Genomic DNA, 17,017 nt, shown 5'->3' on the forward strand with positions numbered 1-17,017 from the left:
CCGTCGTAGTGGTCGACGAGGTACTGGCACAGCTGCTGCACGCGCTTGGCCATCGAGCCCGGATAGCGGTGCACCGCGGGCTTCTGAGACAGCAGAGCCGCGAACTCCTCGGGGTCGCGTGCGGCGATGGCGTGCGCGTCCAGATCGTCCTCGCCCATGCGCTGCGCGATGGTGTACGGGCCCGCGAACGCCCACTCCATGGGCACCTGCTGGTCCAGCAGCATGCCCGTCATCGCGGCGAGTGGACTGCGGCTGAGCAGTTCGTCGGCTTCCGGCTGCTGCGAGAGGCGAAGCGTGATGTCCATGCACAGATGATCGCCCTCTCGGCGCCGCACCGCACGCTTGCCGCCGTGTCCTTCACAAGGGGTGACCGGCCGGCTGCCGTGAGCCAGGGTGTACGCCGCTGCCCGCCGCTCGGTCGGTCCCGGGGCTCGCGTCAGCCGGCGGGAGCACGGGATGTGCGGATCGGAGCGTGGCCGATTCTTTCAAGACCGGCTGAATCAGCCTGCTTACGCTCGGGGCATGAGCACAGATGCCGGAGGCGGCCGCACGTACGACGAGCACTTCGCCTTGCGCCACCCCAGCCGTACCCCGCCGCTCGACGCGCCCGGGCCCAAGGACGACCCGGGCCGGGAAAGGGACGAAGGAGGGCCCGATGAACTCGAGTCGGGTCCCGGGTGAGGATTCGGACCTCACTGAGCTGGTCAACGTCGGCCGGTCCGTGGCCCGTTACTTCGAACGCATCGGCATCACTCGCATTGCGCAGTTGGTGGATCAGGAGCCGGTCGATCTGTACGAGCAGATGTCAGCCGCCTTCGGCGAACGGCTCGACCCGTGCCTGCTCGACACCGTCATGTCCGCCGTGGACCAGGCCGAAGGGCGGCCTGCCCGACCGTGGTGGCACTACACCCCGCAGCGCAAACGGCTGCCGGCCTGGCGCAACCGCTGAGACCGGGCTGCCCGTGCTCCTCGTCCGTCGTGCTGCCGGACCGACGCGGCCTCTCAGCACGCCCGCAGTTCGGACCGGCCGACGGCGGGGAGCACTTCGGCCGCGAAGCGTTCGTTGGATTCCGTGACGAAGGACGGGTCGGCGTCGCGCGAGGCCGGGACGGCGACCAGCCGGCCGAGGCCGAGGCCGCGCAGCTCCGCGATCCGTTCCGTCAGCTCCTCCGGCGGGCCGGCGAGCGCGAACCGCCGGAGGAAGGCGTCGGGCAGCGCGCTCGCCTGGGCGGAGCGCGTGAGTCCGTGCGCCGACTCGCGATAGCCGTCCCTGAGCGCTTCGGCCGTCGACCGGTCGGCCTCGGTGAGGGGCACGCCGTGCCGGGCAGCCTCGGCCGCGAAGTGCGCGAATATCGACGCGGAGCCGCGCACCATCTCCGTGGCGCCGTCCACGTCGTCGGCGCAGGCGACGTTCACGTAGGCGCCGTAGGAGACGTCGTCCGGGTCGAGCCCGGCGCGCTCGCGGGCGCGGCGAGCAGTGCCGAGGGCCCAGGAGAGCAAGCCCGGCTCCGCGCCGAGGTTGAACGTGAGGCGCTCGGCCCGGAGGGCGCCTGCGGCGATCACCTTCGGCCCGCTCGCGGCCACGTCCAGTGGCACCTTCGTGAGCCCGGCAGGCAGCCAGGCCAGCCGTGCGCCGGTTCCCCGTACCTCGACGGTTCCGCCCCGCAGGTAGCCCTGGAGTGTCTCCAGCGCCTGCGTGAAGACATTGAGAGGCGCCGGCTCCAGCCCGATCTGCCGCAGCGCGGAGTCACCGCGGGCGAAACCGAGTACTGCCCGGCCTCCCGACTCGGCGTGCACGGTCGCTATCGCGGCCGCCGTGACGGACGGGTCGCGGGTGACGGGATTGGTGACGGCCACGCCCAGCCCGAGTCGCCCGGTGGCGCGGGCGGCCAGCGCCAGCTCGACATACGGATCGCCGACGAGATTCTGCGAATCGGCGAGAAGCAGCCCTGCGTAGCCCTGGCGCTCCGCGGAGCGGGCCGCCTGCTCCGTCGTACCGGGGAGGGGGAAGCCGTGCAGCCAGACATCCATGCTGCTCACACCTCGTCCTGCCAGTGGTCCGGACACCACTCGTGAACCGCTCGCACTCGGTTCGCCATCTGTGTTCGACGGTAACTCCCGACGCTGTGCCGGGGACCGCACACCCTTGATCGCCTGGTGAGACCGGCGGAGGGCGAGGGAACCATCCGCCGCGGGGCGGGGTCGCGCCGGGTCGCCCGGGGAATCCGAGCCGGCGCCCTGCGACGGATGCGAGCCGAGCCGGGGAGCGCGAAATATGACTGCCGCACGCAGGGGATAATCGTGCAATTCGCAAGTATCAATATCAGGGAAAGGCTGCTGAGTTCGGTGAGGTTGAACCGGCCAAGCCGTCAGATACGCCAGTAGATCCTCACAACGCGCCTTGAAAACAAGGCAGTTGGTGGGCGAGCCAAGCCTTTCTGTGCTGCCTGTCCGTGGTTCGGTTCGAGAGCGGCTCGAAAAAATCCGCGAATTCGACACGTCAGTTGGCGCCTCTTCATTACGGGTATCGCCATGATATTGGATGCGCAGAAGGTAACCCTGGGAGACCGTTCATGCTATTAACAACGCTGGCTGAGTATCAGGTGCGCCCGGGGCTGCTCAGGGAGTGGAAGCTGGACGCCGCCTCGTTCCACGAGGCGGCGGGAGCGGCGGACGGGACCACGCCTCCCTCGTACAACCAGGAATGGCACCTGAAGTATGTGTCCAAGCTCGCGGAGCGCGGCATCCGGATACCGATGTGGATGGGGTTCGTATTCGAGATATCCGGGTCGCTGAGAACCGAGATGTTCCGCGAGACGCTGCGTGTGTGTGCCGAACGCCACGAGACGCTGCGCAGCGCGTTCCGCGTGCGGGACGGGCGGACGGAGTGCTTCACGGTCGCCCCCGAGCGCCTGCGCGTGAAGGACGAGATACTGGGTGACTTCGCCGGTGGCGATGAGATGTGCCTCTGGCTTCAGGAGCGCATCGACGATGCGACGGATGCGTTCTGCCGGCCCAGCTATGTGGTGGAGACCGTCGAGCGAGTGGATTCCACCACGGTCATTGTGGCGCTGGACCACGCACACACTGACGGTTTGTCCGTGATGACAGCCGTCCAGGAGTGGCAGGACCTGTACGCGGCCGTCGCCGGGGGGCGGACGGTCGAGCACCAACAGGTCGGCAGCTACGTGGACTTCGGCGTCGCCGAACGCGCGGCCGCCGAGAGCGTCGGCAGCGACGATCCGGCCGTCGGATGCTGGCGCCGCTTCATCGAAACCGGCGGTGAAGGGCTCCTGAGGTTTCCGCTCGACCTCGGAGTCGCAGAGGGAGAACTCCTCCCGCACACCAAACTCGACGTCCGGCTGCTGGACGGCCCGGCTGCCGAGGCGGTCGAGGAAGCGTGCCATGGCGCGGGCGGCGGCTTCCTCGCCGGACTGCTCGCGGCCTTCGCGATCGTGACCCATCAGATCACGGGCGATCCGGTCTACCGGACGGTCATGCCGTGGCACACCCGTTCCCGGCCGGAGTGGCTGCGCTCGATGGGCTGGTACGTCGGAATAGGCCCGGTCGAGATCGACCTCAGCGCGGCGGAGAGCTTCCGCGACGTGGTGCGGAGCGCCCAGCGGTCCGCGGTGACGGCACAGCTCCTGAGCCGCACACCGATCGCCAGAATCGCCCAACTTCTCGGAATTGAGGATGAGTTGGAGCAACGGATGCCCGAGGTGTTCCCGTTCGTCTCCTTCACGGACATGCGGGTGATCCCGGGAACGTTGCGGTGGAGCGAATGGAACGCCCGGCCCCTGGTCCGGATGAAGACCCGCGGAAACAGAGTCAACACCTGGATCCACCGCACCCACGAGGGCGTGTGGGTCACCGCGCGCTATCCCGGCACGGAGACCGCCGATGCCGGCGTGGCCTGCTACGCCAACGGCGTTCGGAAGGTGCTTCAGACGGTGGCGCAGACCGGTGACTACGTTCTCGGCGGATGCCCGACGACAGCCGGAGGGGCGGCATGATCCCCGTACGTGAGACGTTGGCGGCCGTTCTGACCGACCAGTTCAGGGTGCCTCCCGAGGAGATGAGCCCCGAGACGGCCCTGGCCTCCTTGGACGTGGACTCCCTGGCCGTGGTCGAACTCCTCTTCGCCCTGCAGGAGGAGCTGGGGGTGACGATCGGCGAGGACGAGGTGACTCCGCGGCACACGCTGCAGGACCTGGTGGAGATGCTGGAGTGGAAGCTCCAGCAGAAGTCCTCGGAAGGGGACCGGTGATCCGCCGCGAGGTCGCCGTGACCGGGATCGGCGCGGTCACCCCGGCCGGCGTCGGCGCAGAGAACACCTGGCGGGGCGTGATCGCGGGGACACCGACCGCCGCACCCGATCCGGAACTCGCGGGCCTGCCCGTCGACTTCTCCTGCCGCGTCCCCGGCTTCCGGCCCGAAGACCATCTCGGTCGCAAAGCCCTGTGGCGTACGGACCGCTGCTCGCAGTTCGCTGTCGCGGCGGCCCTCGAAGGCGTACGTGACGCGGGCCTGGACCCCGGCACATGGGGGGCTGCCAGGGTGGCCGTGATCATCAGTACCTGCTTCGGCGGCCAGTCTGCGTGCGAGAACGCCCACCGTGGCCTGCTGAGGGAGGGACACGAGGCCGTGCCACCGACCCTGGTGCCGAAGATGCTGCACAACATGCCGGCCGCCGAGGTCTCCATGGCCCTGGGTGCCCGCGGAGTCAGTCTGGGCGTCTCGGCAGCCTGCGCGTCGAGCGCCAATGCCCTGGAGCTTGGCAGGGGCCTGCTCGTCGCCGGCTCCTGCGACATCGTGATCGCCGGCGGCGCCGATGCGGCCGTCACACCGCTGATCTCCTCGGGCTTCCACCGGATAGGCGCCCTCTCCGGTCGCCGCGACGACCCGGCCGCGGCCTCACGCCCCTTCGACGCCGACCGGGACGGGTTCGTCCTCGGCGAAGGAGCCGCTGCGCTGGTCCTGGAACGGATGGCCGATGCCCTGCGGCGTGGAGCGAGGCCCCGCGCGATCCTGGCGGGCTGCGGCTCCACCAACGACGCCTTCCACGCCACCGCCCCGAGTCCCGGACACCTCGTCGCGGAAGCCGCGTTGCGTGGCGCTCTGTCCCAGGCCGGTGCCACCCCCGATGAGGTGGACCACGTCAACGCACACGGCACCTCGACCCGCCTCAACGACGTCACCGAGGCGGCCATGATCGCCCGCGTCCTCCCGCACATGCCCAGCGTGACCTCGGCCAAGGGGGCCCTCGGTCACTCCTTCGGCGCCAGCGCGGCGGTGGAAGCGGCACTCACCGTGCTGACCCTCCAGCACCAACTGGCCCCGCCCACCGCCAACCTGGAGACCGTCGCCCCGGACATCGAGATCGACCTGGTCTCCAAGTCCGCCCGAACGCAGCGGATCGACCTCGCGGTGAGCAACGCGTTCGGTTTCGGCGGGCACAACGCGGTCCTGGTCTTCCGGCGCTACCCGTAGCGGCTCTGCGGCCACTCCTGCTGCACCTCGTCCACGGACGGCCGCTCCGACGGGGTGAGCCAAGGGCCGGCGGAGCAGCCGCGGAGCCCGGCAGCAGGCGGTGCGAAGCAGTGGGTCCCGCCGCCCTTGCCGGGTTGACGAGGACGTCGACGGGGGAGACGCCGGAGCATCCCGTGGCGGCGAGGTGGGCCTCGTCACGGGCGACGAGAACGAGATCCGCTCCGCGGGCGGCGAGCCGGCGGGCGAAGGAGGCTCCGATGCCGGAACTGGCTCCGGTGATCAATACCGTGTCATGGGTCCCCGGGGGTGAGGTGTGCCGGTTCCCCCGGTGGGCCGACTGTCAGCCGGTGGGTCAACTGCCAGTACGGACAAGCTCCGTGTCCGGGGGGCGCCTGCTGAACCGGGCAGTGGTGATGGGCAAGACGAAGCGGGGACCGGGCCGCCGCAGAAATGCCTCTCCGTCACGCACGTACGGCCCTTGGGTCATGCCCGGCCCCGGACCAGGCCGGACACCGGGCCAACCCTCTCCGCACGACGGCGATTTCCACCGTCGGTCCCTGGAGTCCCGCCAAGGCGCCTCGGTGCTCATGGCGGCAGCACGGGACTCGGAACGTCAGAGCTGGAACTCGGCCGGAGGCACCTGCAGTGTCGTGCAGGCTTCCCGGATGACCGTCTGCTCGGCCGGGGAGAAGTCGCCGTCGGCACCAGCGATGACGATGCCGGTCTGCACCACGGCCCTTGCTTCGGCCGGCTTCTTGGCGGCCTTGGCGATCTCCTGCATCGCTTCGGCCTTGCCCTGCGCGAAGTTCTGCGTCAGCTGGTCCACGTGCTTGTTGAAGCGCTGCCGCAACTGCTCCGGTGGGAAGTTCTGCAGGACCTCGTTGCTGACGATCATCGACTCGACGCGCTGCCGCTCGGCGGGGTCCACATGCCCGTCCGCGGCCGCGACCAGCGCACACATCGCCATGCTCGCGTCCCGGTAGGCGCCGCTCTTCAACTCGGTCTTCAGGGAGCCGAGTTGCGTCTTCAGCGCGCTGACCAGCTGGGCACGTGAACCACCTCCGGTGCCGCTGCCGCCGCTTCGCCCGCCGGCTCGTCCGCCCTGGGACTGCTGCAGAGTCCTGGCCTGATCCTTGAGCCGGTCCCACATTGCCATGGAGTCACCTCGGTATTCGTCTCGGTCGTCGTCGCGCATGCCACGCGCACGCCTACCGGCCCAACGCCCGCGCCCGGCTCAGGGTTCCGCAACGTACGCAGCCCCGCCCCCCGTTGGGGCTCCCTCCGTCACGGCTCGGGTCCTCCCGCTTCACGCCCGCTCCGCCGTCCCCCGAAGCCGGCGGCGCGGGGGGACGCACAGACCTGACGCATCATCAAGGTTCTCACCCCGCACATGACTTGTCAGAAAACAGCACTACAGAAGGAGTTACATCAGTCAAAACATGAATCAGATCGGACAAGCCTCTTGTTTTTCCGTTCAGGGGCATCGAATACTCCCTTCGGCGCTTGTCATGAGCACGGGGCCACAGCTCCGTTGTGCTCATGGCCGCGCCTCACGGGCCCGTGAAGCGGACCCACGAATCCCCCCAGGAGGCATTGTGAGGATCAGGCGCATCACCCCCACCAAGGGCACCCCGAGACGCACCCGGCTGATCGCCGTCGCGTCCGGACTGGTCGCAGCGGCAGCGCTCACCACGCCTGCCGTCGCTGCCGACGCTCCGAGCCCCAGGTTCAGCGCCTCCCAGCTGGCGGCGGCGAGCGACGCGGTGCTCGGCGCCGATGTCGCCGGCACCGCGTGGCACGTCGACAAGAAGGCCGACACCCTCGTCGTCACGGCCGACAGCACCGTGTCCCGCGCCGAGATAGCCAAGATCAAGAAGGCGGCGGGCTCCGAGGCCGCCGCCGTGAAGATCGAGCGCACCCCGGGCAAGATCCGCAAGCTGCTGCAGGGCGGCGACGCCATCTACGCCAGCAGCTGGCGCTGCTCGGCGGGCTTCAACGTCCGCAGCGGCAGCACGTACTACATCGTCACCGCCGGGCACTGCACCGACGGCGCGGGCACCTGGTACTCCAACTCCGGCCGTACGTCGGTGATCGGCCCCACCGCCGGGTCCAGTTTCCCGGTCAACGACTACGGCCTCGTCCGCTACAGCTCCTCCTCCGCCAGCCACCCGGGCACCGCGGGAGGCGCCGACATCACCAGTGCGGCCAACGCCACCGTCGGGATGTCCGTGACCCGGCACGGCAGCACGACTGGCACCCACAGCGGCACCGTCACCGGCCTGAACGCCACCGTGAACTACGGAGGCGGCGACGTCGTCTACGGCATGATCCGGACGAACGTGTGCGCGGAGCCCGGCGACAGCGGCGGCTCCCTGCGTTCGGGGAGCAGGGCGATCGGCCTGACCTCGGGCGGCAGCGGAAACTGCTCCTCGGGCGGTACGACGTTCTTCCAGCCCGTCGTGGAGGCGCTCAACGCCTATGGCGTCAGCGTGTACTGACGTGAACTGACGGCGCGGTCACCGTCGGCACGAGCCCGGGTCGTACGTCACCGCCCGGGCTCTGCCGGCTCCGCCCGGGGAAGCCGGATGCCCTGTGCGGCGGCTCGCAGAGATCCGCGAGATCCGAGTGGTGGGTGTTGTTCAGGGGTATGGCGGGAGCGAGCGGTGACAGGAAGTACGTCCTTCCAGGCACGCGAAGGGGCGGCGTGAGGCACTCCGCCAATTCGCGTGTCATGCACCGAACATGCACGTCCACGTGACGCCCAGGAGAAAGGCGCCGACGCCATGAACAGATCCGCCTCCCGCGGCTTATTCCGTACGAGCCTCGCGTTGTTCGGTGCCGCGGTGGCATCGACCGCGCTGACCACCGCGGCGAGCGCGGCCGTGCCCGCGGCGGCGTCGCACGACGCTCACGCAGGGGCGCGTGCGGCCGCCGAACACGGCTGCGCCGTCGTCTGGTTCGATCTGGGCGAGACACTGGTGCACACCGCTGAGGACTCCAGCACCGGCTACATGCCCGGCGCGGCCGCCTATCTGCGCGAGCTGCGGGAACGGAACATCGACGTCGGCCTGATCACCAACGTGCCGTCCTCATGGGGCGAGACGGACGCCGAGCGTGCCGCCGCTCTGAAGAAGGAGGTCGACGGGACATGGAAGGGCTCCGTCCCCTTCGCCTGGGAGGACTTCGGCGACCGGATACTCACCCCGCGCGCCGAGGCGGAGCGCAAGCCCGCGCCCGCGCTCTGGGAGCGCGCCAAGGGGGACGCGAACGGCTGCCGTCTCGTCTACGAGGCCGAGACCGCCGATGAGACCGATGTCGCCGCCTCGCTGGGCTACGTGGCCTACCAGGTCGGGCAGCCCTCCCGTCCCGCCTACCTCCCGGTGCGCGTGATCGAACGCCTGGCGCACGACTCCTGACGTCCCGTGAGCCGCGACGGCGGCAGGCGAACACTCGCCTTCGCGGTCTCACGCGGGCACGCCCGCCCCGGAGCCGGGGCGGGCGTGCGCCCGTTCTACGGGCCGGCCGTGGGGTGCGCGCCCGCTGCCGGGTGGCCCGCTCCGCCCGCGCCTGTCGTCCCCGGTGCAGGCGACGCCGCCGGCGCGGGACCCGTGTCCGCCGTCGCTGCCGGGACGGTCCGCCCGTCCGTCTCCCGGACGGCGCTCCCGTCCGCCGACCCGTCGCGACCCTGCCGCAGCATCCCGCTGCGCAGGACCAGTTGGAAGGCGCCGAGCAGCACGGCGGTCGCGAGCGCGCTGTGCCAGAGCAGGGCGTCCAGGTGTCCGGCGGAGAGATAGGCGCCGACGGCGACGGCAGCCAGAGCGCACACCGCACGGTCGACGATCGACTCGACCGACAGCAGCGTCGCCCGCGGGGCGTGGGCGGGCACCGCGTCGTTGACCAGCTTGCGCTGGACCGGGTACGCGAAGCCGGTGGCTGCGGCGAACAGACACAGCAGGGCCACGGCCGTCCAGGGCCCGCCGAGGGTGATGCCCGCAAGGGTGCCCGCGAGGACGAGGCTGAGGACGGAGACCCAGGCAACCGGCGTCAGGCGGCGACCGAGCCACTGGGGGCGCGCGGATGCCACGGCCTCCGCCACCGTCATGGCGGCGAGCACCCCGCCGTGCGAGGACTCGCCGATGCCCTGGTCGAGCAGGATCGGCTGGAAGAGGTTGACCTGGCAGATGCGGGACAGCGTGAAGACGGCGACGCCCTGCACCATCACCAGCGCCAGCCACGGCGAGGAGGCGACGCAACGCAGCGCGGTCTTCGCCTCGTTGAGGGAGGTGGCGCGCCCGCGGCGGCTCCGCGTCGCCCCTGATGCCTTCCCCTTCGGGTCCGGCGAGTTCCGGTCCGGCGAGTTCCGGCGCGGCGAGGCCGTACCGCCCCCGCCCGCGGAGGCGGCCAGCCGGGGCAGGGCCACGGCGCAGGCCAGGGAACCCGCCGCGCTCACGGCGCTCAGGACGTACGGGACGGAGTGGGCGAGGACCATCAGCGGCCCGACCAGCGGCCAGCACAGAACCTTCGCGGCCAGCCCGAGCGCCCGGGCCGTGCCCTCCGCCTTCAGGTAGTGCTCGTCGCACCGCTCGGCGCGCAGCCCGTCGTACAGGTAGGCGCTGGCAGCTCCCGAGGTGAGGGAGCGGCCGGCGGCGATGGCGAGGAAGTGGACGAGGAATCCGGTGTACGAGGCGCTGAACACCGGGGCGAGGTTCGCCGCCGTCATGACGACGGCGCCGGCCCGCAGGCAGTTGCGGGTGCCGATGCGGTCGGCGATCAGCCCGGTCGGGATCTCGAATAGGCAGAAGGCCACGTAGTAGATGCTCTGGATGCCGAAGATCTGCCCGTCGGAGAGTCCGGCGTCCTTCTGGTACGCGTAGAACACCGGCATCCACCACAGCAGGTTGAACAGCAGCTGGAAGCCGTAGTTGAGGCGGATGATGCGGCGGGCGGTGGCAGTGAGGGGAGCGGCCGCCGTTCGCGCGGCGGAGCGCGGGCGCGGGAAGCGGGCGCTCACAGCGCGTAGGGGCGGATCTGGACCAGGCGGAAGTCGCCCTGATCGGTCAGCAGCCACTCGATGTCCAGGGGGTCGTCCACCTCGGGTGCGCTGAAGTGGGACTGCAGCAGCCGCCCGGTCAGCGACAGGTCCGCGAGCCGGGCGCGTGTGCGGGAGGACAGCCCTTCGTTCCAGGAGCCGAGGGCGACCGTGCGGCCGCCGCCCTCGACGGTGTTGTAGAGGTACTGCTGCGGCAGGACCGTTCCCTCGACGACCTGTTCGGGCGAACCCGGCGAGCAGTTGAGATAGACGTTGCGGAAGTCCTCGCGCCGGGTCGGGTCGCAGGTCACCAGGACTCCGCCGAGCGCGGCAGGGACGTACGCCTGGACGATCACGCCCATGTACGTGTCGTCCAGGGAGATGCGCACCTGGTGGCGCAGCCGCACGCTGCGCGGCGAGAGCAGGGAGGCCCACACCTGCCGTACGGCGTCGGCGAGTTCGCCGGTGCCGCGGACGGTGGTGACGGAGTCGTAGACACCGGCAGCGGAGAAGCCCGGCAGATCCTCGGCGTTGGAGGACGAGCGCACCACGAGGCGGCCGCCGGCTGCGAGTTCGGCGGGGGAGGCCTGCGTGATCTCCCGGACGACGGACTCTGGCACGGGGGTCTGCCGGATCAGGTGCTGGATCTGCAGGCAGAGCGAGTCGAGCACGTCGCCGGCGTCGAGTTCGAGCGCCATCTTCAGCTTGCCTATGCCCTGCTGGAGCGCCGGGGAGGAGGTGAGGAAGCGGTGCTGGAGGGAGAACGGCAACGCGACGCCCTCGGGGGCCTCGACCGTGTCGGCCACGAAGGAGGCCGCGGCGGCGCGGAGTTCGGCGGCGGAGGGCGCGCGGAGGCCGAGCCGGGCGGCGAGGTGCCCGTACAGGTTCTCCCGCGGCGGGCGGGGGCGGCCGTGGAACGCGGTGAGATCGGCCGTGCGGCTGTCGAGGACGTGGTGCAGCTCTCCGAGGTTGGCCGCCTTGGTGCCGTAGCGGTCCCGGTCGGCGCTGCGCAGCCGGTGGAGGGAGAGTACGGGCGCGTCCTCCAGGAGCGGTGGTTCCAGCCGGATGCGCTGCTGGTGCCAGGCCGGGGCCCGCAGTTCGGGCGGGTGCTCCAGGCGTTCCAGGGTGATCTCGTCCTCGCGGACGCGGTAGCGGACCCAGGCGCCGTCGAGGCCGTCCTTCTCGACGAGCTGTCCGAGGTCGCGGACGATCGCGTTGGGGATGCCCCATCCGGAGGCGAGGACGTTGGTGTGGGACAGCGGGGTGATGGGCGCGGTGTTGACGAATCCGGCCACCCGCCGCACGTCGTCCGGCAGGCAGGGCATGGCGACGATGTCCGACCAGCCGAGCCCGCCGGCCGCCGCCTCGTACTCCTCCACGGTACGGAAGCAGCGCAACCGGCCGGTGGCTTCCCCTGTGTTGAGCGCCGTCCGGGTCCTGGTGCCGAAGAGTTCGTGGCTGAGGATGCGCGGCACCTGCTGTTCGCTGACGGCGGCCAGCGCCTCCTCCTGGCTGTGGTTGGCGGGCTTGAGCAGCAGCGGCAGCCGGCCGTCGACGCGCTCCCGTACGAAGGCGTGGAAGAACTCCAGCAGCTCCGCGTGCATGGTGTCGGCCTCGGTCGTCTCCAGCACCAGGAAGGTGCGCTCGCGGCCGTCGGTGTCCTCGTCGGTGTGCAGGGAGAGCACGCCGAGCAGGAAGCGGCGCTCGGGGTCCATGTAGACGGAGGCGTTGAACTCGTCGAGGGCGGCGTCGAGTTCGGCGAGGTCCATGCCGAGGACGGCGGTGGCGATGTAGTCGACGTGGAAGGGGTGCGCGGCCGTGTCGAGCAGGTGCCAGGTGGCCTCGGCACGGTCGACCACGACCTTGAGGTACGGGTGGCCGGCCAGGGTGCCCGACAGTGTGCGGAACAGCGGCAGCGAGAGGTTCTCGCCGACCACCGTGCGGTCGGTCGCGGGTTCCGGGGCGCCGGTGGAGAGCGGGGCGGTGCTCACGCGGCGGCCCCCTCGGGCGCCGGCTGCGGCGCGGCGGGTACGGCGGGCGCGGACTGCGACGCGAGCGGGGCCTGCGGCGCGGGCGGGGGCTGCGATCCTGGCAGGGCGGGCGGCAGCACGGCGGGCAGGGCGTCCACCAGGGTCGTGAAGTCGCGGAGAACGGTGCGCGCATCGGTGGCGGAGAGCAGGCACAGCGCCGCCATCGTGTTCGCCCCGCCGACCGGGTCGTAGACCGGCACGGTGCTGCCGTCGTGCAGCGAACTCTCCGGAACCACGGACAGGTTGCTGCCCTCGCTCAGTGCGACTGCCTCCTTGACCACGGAAGAGTCCCAGACCCTGCGGTCCCGCCAGGCCTCGCCCCGGCCGTCCACCGCGAGGACGACGAGGGAACCCGCCGCTCCCCGCGCCTGCTCGGGGCCGAGAGTCCGCTCGGGCCAGACGACGGGGCGGCCCAGGAGGTGGTCCACGAGCATGCCGACGAGGTCGAGCCGGAAGACCTCCTCGATCTGCGGGACGGTCATCGCCCCGCCGAACCGGGCGGCCGTCTCGATGAGCCACATTTTCCCGCCGGCGCCGAGCTTGATCTCGGTGTGAGTGCCGCAATCGCGCAGGCCGAGGGCGTCCACGGCCTCGCGGGCCAGGGCCACGACGCGCTCCTGGAGGTCCGCGGGGAGCAACGCGGGGGTGATGCCGGCCCGTTCGGTGAACGGTTCCACCGTGGGCATCCGGCCGCTGACGCAGACCGGGTGGAAGACGCCGTCGGCCACCACCCCTTCGACGCTGACGTAGTCGCCCCAGCCGGGCTCGTCGAACCACCCGGCGGTGGTGCCCGTGACGATCTGCTCGACCACGAAGTGCGCGTCCGCCTCGGCGACATGGAGTTCCGCGAAGCCCAACTGGGCGGATTCGGCCATCACTTCGCGCGAGCGCCGCCAGGCGGCGTCGGCCTCCTGCGGGGACCCGATGATCTGGTGGGCGGTGGAGCCCGCGCTCCAGGCCGACTTCAGCAGCATGGGGACGGGCAGGCCGGCGGCGGCCTCGTGGAGTTCCGCCTGCGTGGCGACAGGGCGGAACTCCGGCTGCGGCAGGCCTCGGCTGTGCCAGGTGTCGCGCATCTTCCGCTTGTCGCGGGCGAGCGCCGCGGCGCCTCCCGCCCCGGCGAGGCCGAGCACCTCGCATGCCTCGGCGACCGCCACGACCGCGTACTCGGAGAAGGTGAGCACCGCATCCGCGCCGACGGCCTCCGCCCGCGAGACGATCTGCGAGACGAGGTCGAACCGCTCCGTCCCGGCGGGAGTCACGACCGATGCGCAGAGAACCCGTGCGGACGCGTCGACAGCAGACGGAAGCGCGCTGAGCGCCAGCAGGTGCACTTCCGCTCTCGCCGCCGCCCGGGACAGGACGTGACCGAGCGGCGGACCACCCTTGGCGTGCACCAACAGCACTGTGCTCACTGAAGATCGTCTCCCATCGCTCGTCCTGTCGTCCTCGCCGGTGGCGGCTCGCTCCCGCGGCACGGTCGCCGGCCCGGTCCCGCTCTCGGACCCGGCCGGGCGCATGCCGACGCAACCCGCGTAGATTCACTGCGGGTAACGGGCCCCGCACACAAGGGAATCAGGCCGTCGGCCGCAGAAGTGCCGCAGCAGGCGGGTGCCGGTCAGGCAAACGCCAAAGTCACCGACATCGCCGGGTGGTCGTGAAGGCCTGGGCTCGGCCTGGCGCCGGCCGGGACTGACCGGGACTCGCCTGTGATCACATATGGCGCGCCTCACCGGGGATGCCCTCACACTTCGCACTCGGCCGGAAACCGGGCATGGGCGGGACCGCCACGGGATAGGCATCGCGGTGTCGACTCCCGCCGTCCGGCGGGAACATGAACGGAAGGCAGTCGTGGTTGATTCCGGTCTCGAAGCACTGCTGGAGCACCTCCCCGTGTCGTGGTGGGAGGCCGACGAGCAGTGGCGCCTCCTGGAGCGGGGCGGCGGCGCCTTCGCGGACCTGCGCACCGCGCAGCGCTTCCTCGACCGCATGCGGCAGGAGATGTCCTCGCCGGGGCACTCACTCCAGGACGGCCACTGTCTGGTCCAGTTCGACGGCCGTACCTTCGACGTGAAATGGCCGCTGGGCGAGAGCCGGGGCCAGGGCTGTACCCGCGGGCTCGCGGTGGAGTCCGGTGTGCGGCCCACGGGTGGCCGCCGGTACGCCGCCTTCGCGGAGTTCGCCGACTTCGCCCCGGCGGCGGCCTTCATCCGCGACGGCGACGGCTGCTACCTGTGGGCCAACCACTCCTACGCGCATCTCTACGGCACGACACCGGAACGGGTGGTCGGCAGTCGCATCGAGGACCTCGACGCCCCCTCCGACGCCGCGCAGTTCCGCGCCCTGGACCAGGAGATCCTCAGCCGTGGCAAGCCGGTGCGCCACAACCTGAGCTATCACCGCTCGGACGGCAGCACGGGGCGGGCGGCCGGCCACCGCTTCCCCGTTGAAGAGGACGGCCAGACCTGCGTGGCCGGGATCTACGTCGACATCACCGAGCACACCCGCGCCATGAACCAGCGCCGGGAGGCCGAGGAGAACCTGCGGGCGCTGCGCGACCACAGCGGTCTGCCCTGCGCGCTGCTCTCGGCCAACGGCCGTATCGAGCAGGCGGGTACGGCGACCGCCGAACTGTTCCGGACACGCCTGTCCGAGCTCGTCGGCCGCCGCGCACACACCCTGCTCGCCACCACGCCCGACCTGCGCCAACTGCGCCTCGCATGGGAGGCGTTGATAACCCGCCGCATAAGACGGGTGGAGACGTCCGCCGTACTTCTCGATGCCCGGGGGCGCCAGCGCCGTGCGCAGCTCCACCTGGCCGCGGTGAGCCGGTCCTCCGGCCGGGCCGCGCACGTGTGGGCCGTCGTCACCCACCAGAGCCTCGCCCACGAGGCCCACCCCCCGCTCACCGCCGCGCAGATCCGGATACTGTCCCTCCTCGCGGAAGGCAGCACCAACGGCGAGATCGCCACCTCGCTCAAGCTGTCCCGGCAGGCAGTCGACTACCACCTCAGCCGGCTCCGCGACCTCCTGGGAGCCGCGACGAGACCAGCCCTCGTCGCCCGCGCCTACGTCCTCGGCATTCTCGCCCCCCGCGCCTGGCCCCCGCGTTCGGCCGCGACCACCCGGCCCCTCGGCTGACCCCGGGACCGGCCGCGCAGGTCCCGCAGCCGCGGACGGTCGGCGACTACCGGACCTGCGCAGCATTCCCGCAGCTCCCGCGGCCGGTTCCACAGGCGAGATGACGGTCTACGGCTGGAGCAGCAGGTCGCGCCGATACCAGGTGCTGGGCTCACCACCGAAGGCGGCAGGGTCGGCCGGGCCGACCGCGACGAAACCCGTCTTGGCCAATACCCTGCGGGACGCCGCATTGTTGCTGGAGGTGGCCGCCCGCAGGACGCGCAGCCCGTACCGCGTCGCCGCCAGCCGGCACAGCTCCAGTACGGCCGCGGTCGCGACGCCACGGCCGGCGGCATGCTGCGCGACACGGTAACCGAGCTCGGCGGAGCCGCCCTCGAAGTCGTACAGGTTGAACCGGCCCAGAACCGAACCGTCCTCAGCGGTGAGCACGTGGAAGGCGCTGATGCCGGCGTCTTGCTCGGCCAGCAGGGCGCTGAACCGGTCGGCGAACCGGTCGAAGAATTCGTCACCGCGGTCGGTAACCGAGGCAGCGAAGTAGGCCCGGTTGGCCAGCTCGAAGGCCAGCACCGCCGGTGCGTCACCGGCCTGCAGCCGCTTCAGCTCGGGCACGGCCCGACTCTACCCGTACAGCCTCAGGACCAGGGCGATGACGATCTTCTCCTGACGGCACCGTGGGCCGTCCCTCGCGCCGTCCCCGCGTCACGGCTCGCGTGCACCCGGCACCCGCGTCGTCCGCGGCTGCGGCCGGCGGCCAGAATGAGGCGAAGACACTGATGAACGGGGCGGGGGCGGAATGCTTTTGAAGGTGAAGTCGTGGCAGTGGGGGTACGCCGCGTGTTCGTGGGCGGTCGTCTTCGCCGGAACACATTTCTACTGGGCCCTCGGCGGCAGTGCGGGGTTGAAGGTGTCCGCCGGGGAGCAGCTCGCCACCGGGCGGCCGCTCTGGTTCGTGCTGACGGGCCTGTGGGGCGTGGGGGCTCTCTGCCTTGTCGGCGCCTGGCTCGGATGGCTGCTCGCCCGGTCACGGCCGCGTGGGGCGGCGTTGCGCATCGTTGAGTATCTGGGCTGGGTCCTGGGCTTCGTCCTGCTTGCCAGAGGCATCGCGGTGGAGTTCCTCCTGCTGACGAACGTGACGGACCTGGACGGCGTGACTGCGGACCAGCGGTTCTGGACCCATGTGCTGTGGAATCCCTGGTTCTTCGCGGGCGGGCTGGCGTTCGGGTTGGCCGCCCGCGACGCCCGCAGGCGCAGTCGCTCCTCAGCACCTCAGGCAGGGCGGAGCTTGCATACGGTGAACTCGCGCTGAAACGGGGACGGCCCTCCG

The 17,017-nt window shown here is 71.0% G+C and carries 16 protein-coding genes and 1 pseudogene; 9 read left to right on the top strand and 8 right to left on the bottom strand.

The features are described from left to right. Window positions 1-305, bottom strand: a 305-nt coding sequence (locus AN215_RS03310) for an HhH-GPD-type base excision DNA repair protein (RefSeq protein WP_275520718.1), incomplete at its 3' end; no start/stop codon positions are given. A gap of 217 nt (window positions 306-522) precedes the next feature. Here AN215_RS03310 and AN215_RS29690 point away from each other — a divergent pair. Both AN215_RS29690 and AN215_RS03315 read left to right on the top strand, forming a co-directional pair. Next, window positions 523-681 carry a hypothetical protein gene (locus AN215_RS29690; RefSeq protein WP_171904118.1) on the top strand — a complete coding sequence of 53 codons (159 nt, stop codon included), beginning with the start codon at window positions 523-525 and terminating at the stop codon, window positions 679-681. Beyond that, entirely contained in the window at window positions 656-949 is a 294-nt protein-coding gene (locus tag AN215_RS03315) for a helix-hairpin-helix domain-containing protein (protein ID WP_070010295.1), read from the top strand. The genes AN215_RS29690 and AN215_RS03315 overlap by 26 nt, the downstream gene beginning before the upstream one ends. 53 nt (window positions 950-1,002) lie before the next feature. On the opposite strand, the gene AN215_RS03320 is transcribed toward AN215_RS03315, so the two are convergent. Continuing rightward, the gene (locus tag AN215_RS03320) at window positions 1,003-2,031 is read right to left on the bottom strand and encodes an LLM class flavin-dependent oxidoreductase (RefSeq protein WP_245694286.1); all 1,029 of its coding nucleotides are present in this window, start codon (window positions 2,029-2,031) and stop codon (window positions 1,003-1,005) included. A 542-nt stretch (window positions 2,032-2,573) separates the two neighbouring features. Here AN215_RS03320 and AN215_RS03325 point away from each other — a divergent pair. From AN215_RS03325 to AN215_RS03335, 3 genes are read left to right on the top strand one after another with little or no spacing between them, the layout of a single operon-like run. After that, window positions 2,574-4,016 (top strand): condensation domain-containing protein, encoded by a 1,443-nt coding sequence (locus tag AN215_RS03325; RefSeq protein WP_079122651.1) that lies wholly within the window; start codon window positions 2,574-2,576, stop codon window positions 4,014-4,016. Then, complete coding sequence (locus AN215_RS03330; RefSeq protein WP_245694195.1) at window positions 3,986-4,270, top strand: acyl carrier protein; 285 nt, start codon at window positions 3,986-3,988, stop codon at window positions 4,268-4,270. The genes AN215_RS03325 and AN215_RS03330 overlap by 31 nt, the downstream gene beginning before the upstream one ends. Beyond that, window positions 4,267-5,493 carry a beta-ketoacyl-[acyl-carrier-protein] synthase family protein gene (locus AN215_RS03335; RefSeq protein ID WP_070010292.1) on the top strand — a complete coding sequence of 409 codons (1,227 nt, stop codon included), beginning with the start codon at window positions 4,267-4,269 and terminating at the stop codon, window positions 5,491-5,493. The genes AN215_RS03330 and AN215_RS03335 overlap by 4 nt, the downstream gene beginning before the upstream one ends. Window positions 5,494-5,674: 181 nt before the next feature. Here AN215_RS03335 and AN215_RS30195 read toward each other — a convergent pair. Both AN215_RS30195 and AN215_RS03340 read right to left on the bottom strand, forming a co-directional pair. Then, window positions 5,675-5,776: pseudogene (locus tag AN215_RS30195) on the bottom strand (SDR family NAD(P)-dependent oxidoreductase); the annotation flags it as partial. A gap of 330 nt (window positions 5,777-6,106) precedes the next feature. Continuing rightward, the gene (locus AN215_RS03340) at window positions 6,107-6,649 is read right to left on the bottom strand and encodes a tellurite resistance TerB family protein (RefSeq protein ID WP_070010291.1); all 543 of its coding nucleotides are present in this window, start codon (window positions 6,647-6,649) and stop codon (window positions 6,107-6,109) included. A gap of 439 nt (window positions 6,650-7,088) precedes the next feature. Here AN215_RS03340 and AN215_RS03345 point away from each other — a divergent pair, with 439 nt between their 5' ends. Both AN215_RS03345 and AN215_RS03350 read left to right on the top strand, forming a co-directional pair. Then, a complete protein-coding gene (locus tag AN215_RS03345) occupies window positions 7,089-7,991 on the top strand; it encodes a S1 family peptidase (RefSeq protein WP_070010290.1) in 903 nt (300 codons plus the stop codon). 285 nt (window positions 7,992-8,276) lie between these two features. Next, a complete protein-coding gene (locus AN215_RS03350) occupies window positions 8,277-8,909 on the top strand; it encodes an HAD family hydrolase (protein WP_070010289.1) in 633 nt (210 codons plus the stop codon). A gap of 95 nt (window positions 8,910-9,004) precedes the next feature. On the opposite strand, the gene AN215_RS03355 is transcribed toward AN215_RS03350, so the two are convergent. The 3 genes from AN215_RS03355 to AN215_RS03365 are packed head-to-tail and all read right to left on the bottom strand — an operon-like array spanning window position 9,005 to window position 13,967. After that, window positions 9,005-10,504 (bottom strand): MFS transporter, encoded by a 1,500-nt coding sequence (locus AN215_RS03355; RefSeq protein ID WP_070010288.1) that lies wholly within the window; start codon window positions 10,502-10,504, stop codon window positions 9,005-9,007. Beyond that, complete coding sequence (locus AN215_RS03360) at window positions 10,501-12,513, bottom strand: PEP/pyruvate-binding domain-containing protein (RefSeq protein WP_070010287.1); 2,013 nt, start codon at window positions 12,511-12,513, stop codon at window positions 10,501-10,503. Before AN215_RS03360 ends, AN215_RS03355 begins: the two co-directional genes overlap by 4 nt. Then, window positions 12,510-13,967, bottom strand: a complete 1,458-nt coding sequence (locus tag AN215_RS03365) for an ATP-grasp domain-containing protein (RefSeq protein WP_070010286.1) — start codon at window positions 13,965-13,967, stop codon at window positions 12,510-12,512. Before AN215_RS03365 ends, AN215_RS03360 begins: the two co-directional genes overlap by 4 nt. A gap of 436 nt (window positions 13,968-14,403) precedes the next feature. On the opposite strand from AN215_RS03365, the gene AN215_RS03370 reads away from it, so the two are divergent. Further along, window positions 14,404-15,693: a PAS domain S-box protein gene (locus tag AN215_RS03370; RefSeq protein ID WP_070010285.1), complete on the top strand. Its 1,290-nt coding sequence runs from the start codon at window positions 14,404-14,406 to the stop codon at window positions 15,691-15,693. 108 nt (window positions 15,694-15,801) lie between these two features. On the opposite strand, the gene AN215_RS03375 is transcribed toward AN215_RS03370, so the two are convergent. After that, the gene (locus AN215_RS03375) at window positions 15,802-16,302 is read right to left on the bottom strand and encodes a GNAT family N-acetyltransferase (RefSeq protein ID WP_070010284.1); all 501 of its coding nucleotides are present in this window, start codon (window positions 16,300-16,302) and stop codon (window positions 15,802-15,804) included. 196 nt (window positions 16,303-16,498) lie between these two features. On the opposite strand from AN215_RS03375, the gene AN215_RS03380 reads away from it, so the two are divergent. Further along, the gene (locus AN215_RS03380) at window positions 16,499-16,999 is read left to right on the top strand and encodes a DUF3995 domain-containing protein (protein WP_216093816.1); all 501 of its coding nucleotides are present in this window, start codon (window positions 16,499-16,501) and stop codon (window positions 16,997-16,999) included. Window positions 17,000-17,017 lie beyond the last annotated feature (18 nt).

This window comes from Streptomyces abyssalis, from assembly GCF_001751365.1.
Lineage (GTDB): Bacteria > Actinomycetota > Actinomycetes > Streptomycetales > Streptomycetaceae > Streptomyces > Streptomyces abyssalis.